At 71.3% G+C, this 5,285-nt stretch carries 5 protein-coding genes; all 5 read left to right on the plus strand.

Annotated elements, in window-relative coordinates; genetic code table 11:
- Nucleotides 1-314 (plus strand): DUF4307 domain-containing protein (locus tag G6021_RS04180; RefSeq protein WP_182640727.1); only part of this gene is annotated, 314 nt, incomplete at its 5' end.
- Between the two features lie 122 nt (nt 315-436).
- On the plus strand, nt 437-934 hold the full coding sequence (gene greA / locus G6021_RS04185; RefSeq protein ID WP_017835774.1) for a transcription elongation factor GreA: 498 nt from the start codon (nt 437-439) through the stop codon (nt 932-934).
- Nucleotides 935-1,026: 92 nt separating this feature from the next.
- Nucleotides 1,027-3,267 (plus strand): AAA family ATPase, encoded by a 2,241-nt coding sequence (locus G6021_RS04190; RefSeq protein ID WP_179525716.1) that lies wholly within the window; start codon nt 1,027-1,029, stop codon nt 3,265-3,267.
- Entirely contained in the window at nt 3,264-4,607 is a 1,344-nt protein-coding gene (locus G6021_RS04195) for a hypothetical protein (RefSeq protein WP_182640728.1), read from the plus strand. The genes G6021_RS04190 and G6021_RS04195 overlap by 4 nt, the downstream gene beginning before the upstream one ends.
- A partial coding sequence (locus G6021_RS04200) for an SGNH/GDSL hydrolase family protein (RefSeq protein ID WP_182640729.1) occupies nt 4,604-5,285 on the plus strand: 682 nt, incomplete at its 3' end. The genes G6021_RS04195 and G6021_RS04200, both read left to right, overlap by 4 nt.

Here is a 5,285-nt window from a genome sequence, read left to right on the forward strand (position 1 = left end):
CGGGCGCCGTCGCCGGTTACCGGCTCAGCGCCACCCCCACCATCTCCGGCGAGGTGATCGGCGTGACCGTCGTCGACGACGAACGGACCGACGTGGTGATGACCGTCACCCGGGACGATCCCGGGACCGCCGCCTACTGCATCGTTCGCGCGCAGGACCAGACCAAGGGCGAGGTCGGCCGCCGGGAGGTGTACGTGCCGCCGTCCGAGAACACCGCGATCCAGGTCGACATGTCCATCGCCACCTCGGCCCGCGCGTTCGTGGCCGACGTCTACGGCTGCGGCGACGACGTCCCCGATTACCTGCGCAGGTAGGGGTTCTCGGGCCCCGAACCAGGTCACCGCTGTGTTAGCATCGTCCCATCAGCACGGCTCCTTTCGCGGGGCCGTGTTTTTCGTACAGCAGCACACACACGAACAGATTGGAGTGCGCTCTCATGGCGAACGACACCCAGGGCTACTGGTTGACCCAGGATTCGTACGACCGCCTCATGGCCGAGAAGGAGGCGCTGATCGCCAACCGTCCGGTCATCGCCGCCGAGATCAACGAGCGGCGCGAGGAGGGCGACCTCAAGGAAAACGCCGGGTACCACGCCGCGCGTGAGCAGCAGGGCCAGGAGGAGGCGCGCATCCGTCAGCTCGACGACCTGCTGGCCACCGCCCAGGTCGGGGAGACGCCCACCGAGACCGGCGTCGCCCTGGTCGGCTCCGTGGTCCGCGCCTACTACAACGGCGACGAGGACACCAAGGAGACCTTCCTGGTGGGCACCCGTGGCGAGGGCTCCGGCAAGGACGACCTCGAGATCTACTCCCCCGACTCCCCGCTGGGCCGCGCGATCCTGGGCGCCAAGGTCGGCGAGAGCCGCGAGTACACCACCCCGAACGGCAAGTCCGTCTCGGTGACGATCGTGACCGCGGAGCCGTACCAGAGCTGACCGGCCACGACGGGCCCGGTGGTAGGTTCTTCACGACTATCGGGCCCGGTTCGACCAGCCCGATCCCGCGCCGGCGTTTCCAGGAGTCCCACGTGACAGACGGTTCCCACGACAGGCCATTCGGCCCGGCACCGAAGATCGAATCGGCGGCCGAGCAGGTCCTGGGACCGGCGCTGCGTACAGGGCAGTCACCGTTCGACGACGAGCTCTACACCTGGACCCCCGAGGTCGCGGAGGAGCTCATCCGCCGCCTGGACGGGGACGCCGAGGAGCACACGGGCGAGCACTCCGCGGACTCCACCCGCTCCCCCGTGATGCAGGCGCTCCACGACCAGCTGGAGGGCGCCCCGCGGCCGGTGGTGCTCCTGGCCGCCGAGTTGCTCTACATCCAGCAGCTGCCCCTGTCCACGGTGACCGCCCGCCTCAAGCGGGGACGGATCAGGGACGTCCTGTCCTGGATCGACGACGCCCCGGAGATCCCCGAGGTCCTCGACGACGCGCTCGGAGAAAAGGGCCCGCTCACCGGCGGGCTCGGGTTCAACGTCCAGATGCGCGAGCACCTGCGGTGGCTGTGCACGTTCGTCATCCACTGGGCCGAGCTGGAGTCCGCCGAACGCGACGCGGCGCTGACCGACCCGTGGGAGTTCCAGCGGGCCGCCCGCTCGACCCCCGGCGACTGGCGGGCCATCCGCTACAGCCTGCAGTACCTGGCCTGGCCCGGGTACTTCCAGCCGATCGTCAAGCACGAGCACAAGACCCGGATCCGCGACGCCTTCGCCGACCTCATCGGCGGGCCGTCCGGGATCGACGAGCTGGACATCGACCAGGACCTCCACCGGATCGCCGAGACGCTCTCCGCGCAGCTCGGCCAGCCCGTCGACTGGTACCGGGGTGCGATCGCCAACCAGTGGCAGCGCCACCGCGACGACCACTCCCGCCGAGCGTGGCTGGTCCGACCCGGGCGCGGCGGCGTCGGTCAGGCCGGTCAGTGGGTCGCGCAGAACCGGATCGCGCTGCCCGCCTCCCACCTTCCGCGCATCCCCGCCCACGCCAGCCGGCTCGAGGTGTCCCAGGCCGTCGAGCAGGGGTACCCGCACCTGGACTACCAGGCACGGTTCCAGCTCACCGCGGAGCTGCACACCTTCCTGTCCCGGATGAGCCCGCAGGACGTGGTGGCCACGGTCGCCGACGCCAAACTGCACCTGGGCACCCTCACCGACGACCTGGGCTACGTGGAGGACGGCGGCCAACAGCTCGAGCGCTCGGTGCGGTGGCACTCGGTCACCCTCGACCTGGACACCCTCCCCAGCCCGCTCTCGGAGCTGATCGGGGAGCCCGGCACCGTCGTGGACCTCACCGACGGCCTCGACGCGCTGCTCGCCACCATGCACCCCGGCCGGCACTCCGCCGAGTCCCAGGTGGCCGAGGCGCCGGGCGCCGGGACCGTGCCCACCCTCCCCGACATCACCGACGAGCTCGCCGACGGCCTGCACATGCCCCGCAAGGAGCTGCAGGAGATCGTGGACACCCTGCAGGAGCGGCAGCAGATCGTCTTCTACGGTCCGCCCGGCACCGGCAAGACCTACCTCGCGCAGGAGCTCGCGCGTTTCCTCGCCGGCGCCGACGACCCGAGCCGGGTCCAGCTGGTGCAGTTCCACCCCAGCTACGCCTACGAGGACTTCTTCGAGGGTTACCGGCCCACGCTCACCGAGTCCGGTCAGCCCGGCTTCGCCCTGCAGGCCGGGCCGCTGCGCCGCCAGGCCGCTCGCGCCACGTCGGACTCCGGGCGCGAGCACCCGAGCTTCCTCATCATCGACGAGATGAACCGCGCCGACCTGGCCCGCGTCTTCGGCGAGATGTACTTCCTGCTCGAGTACCGCGACCGCACGGTCCTGCCCCAGTACAGCCCCGACACCTCGTTCCGGTTGCCGCGCAACCTGTTCATCATCGGCACCATGAACACCGCCGACCGGTCGATCGCCATGGTCGACGCGGCCATCCGGCGCCGGTTCGCGTTCATGGAACTCCACCCGGACACCCCGCCGGTGGCGGGCGTGCTGCGACGTCACCTCGAGGCCCGCGGCGTGACCACCGAGCCCGCCGACCTGCTGGAGGCGCTGAACTCAGAGATCGACGACTCTGACCGCGACCTGCGGATCGGGCCGTCGTACTTCATGAAGGACCGGGCCACCGAACCCGGCGGGCTCGAGGCGATCTGGCGGTACGACCTCCTCCCGCTGCTCGAGGAGCACTACTACGGACGCCTGTCCCGCGCCGAGGTCCACGAACGCTTCGGGCTCGCGACACTGCGTCGGAAGATCGGCCGGGCGTGATCCCCGCCTCGGCGGGCTCTGCGGCGTCGGAGACCATCGAGTTCGACGAGTTCGACCGCCGTGGCCGGCTCGTCACCCTGAGCTGGGAGGGCGCGCAGCACCTGTCCCAGACCGGGCTGGTCGAGGTGTTGCCCGCCGGCCGCGACACGTGGCGGTTGATCCCGTCCGGGAGCGTCGGCTCGGTCCGCGTCGAGGGTCTGTCCGTGCGGGTCCTGCCCGCGGCCAACCTGGGCCTGACGCAGTTGTTCTTCCTGCTCGACCACGCGGCCGACAACGCGTTCCTCCCGTCGGCCGTCGCGGCGAGGGACGACGACGAGCTCTGGGTCTCCGTGGCCGAGTCCATGGCCGCGTTGGCGCACCAGGCCCTGTCGTCCGGGCTGCTGCGCGGCTACCGCAGGGTCGACGAGGCGCTGACCACCGTGCGCGGCCGGATCCGTCTGGGCGACCAGATCCGCCGCCACCCGGGCATGACCATCCCCCTGGAGGTCACCTACTCCGAGTTCACCCCGGACATCGCCGAGAACCGCATCCTGCGCACGGCCGCGCACCGTCTGCAGTTCCTCCCCGACCTGCCGGACGCCACCCGGCGGCGGCTGGCGATGGTGGACGCCCGACTGGCGGACGCCACGCTCATCGGGCAGGGCGCCCCGGTTCCCGCCTGGACACGCACCCGCCTCAACGCCCGGTTCCAGAACGCGCTCGCCCTGGCCGACCGGATCGTGCGCCGAATCTCGGTGGAGGTGGAGGACGGCCACGCGGCGTCGGCGGCCTTCGTCACCGAGATGCCGGCGCTGTTCGAGCGCTTCGTGGAGGCCGAACTGACCGCCGCCCTCGACGGCTGTGGTGGACGGGTGCTGCAGAACCCCGTCGTCCATCTGGACACGGGTATCGAGCAGGGAGACGCCGGGGACGCCGGGTCGACCGGTGCCGCCGGCGGCAGGGCCGGTCGCCACAGCGCTCCCGACACCGAGGGCGACCACATCTCCGTGCCCACCGGCCTCGTGTACGAGGTCGACGGCGAACCGGTCACGACCTTCGTCCCCACCTATCCCACGGACCGCCGCGCCCGGGCCGCCGAGCACTACCGTCTGCTGGCGGCCTGCACCGCGCTCGGCGTGGACCGCGCGTACCTGGTGTATCCGGCCCAGCGTCGCGACGACACCCCGCAGCCGCGGCGGATCGTGCACACCGACATCTCGATCGTCGAGTACCCGGTGGATCTCTCGATGGGGCCACTGGAGAGCCGCAGGACTATCGTCGAGTTGTCACAGCAGGCCCGCGAGCTCGCGGTGCCGAGCCCCGCACGCCACCGCACCGGAGGGAGACGCCACGCCAGATGAGTCACGCAGATGATCCGGCACGGAAGGTCGTCGTCAACCTCGCGCTGGTCGCGGTGGGGACCGTCGGCGCCTACCGGGGTGCGTACGAGCTCCTCGCCCAGCAGGCCAGGATCGCCCGACGGGTGATCCCCAAGCCCACCTCGCGACCCTTCCACGGCGACGGCCTCTACCGGCCCGGTGCCGTGACCGCGGAGCCGTGGCGACCCGGGATGACGTGCGACGTCCACATGGTGATCTTCGGCGACTCGCTCGCCGCCGGCCTGGGTGCCGACTCCCCCGGTGAACTGCCCGGGGTCCTCCTGGCGCGCGGTCTCGCCGAGGAATCGGGGTGGGACGTGCGGCTGAGCGTCAAGGCGATCGTCGGCGCCACCTCCAAGGGGCTCGCCGGTCAGGTCGAGGCCATGCAGATCGCGCACGGCGATCCCGACATCTCGGTGATCCTCATCGGCGGCAACGACATCACCGCACGCAACGCGATCGGCCCGTCGGCCCGCCGCGTGGGCGAGGCCGTCGAGGCGCTCCGCGAGGGCGGCTCCCTCGTGGTGGTGGGCACGTGCCCCGATCTGGGGACCATCAAGCCCGTCCCGCAGCCGCTGCGATCGGTCATGGCCACCCTCAGTCGCCGTCTCGCCTCGGCCCAGGCCGTGCAGGTCCGCCGCGCGGGCGGTGTGCCGGTCT

This window comes from Dietzia sp. CW19, assembly GCF_014145265.1.
Lineage (GTDB): Bacteria > Actinomycetota > Actinomycetes > Mycobacteriales > Mycobacteriaceae > Dietzia > Dietzia natronolimnaea.

Bases quoted from the DNA above. Each gene is read 5' to 3' on its own strand.
- greA (WP_017835774.1), top strand. From the start codon at position 437: ATGGCGAACGACACCCAGGGCTACTGGTTGACCCAGGATTCGTACGAC.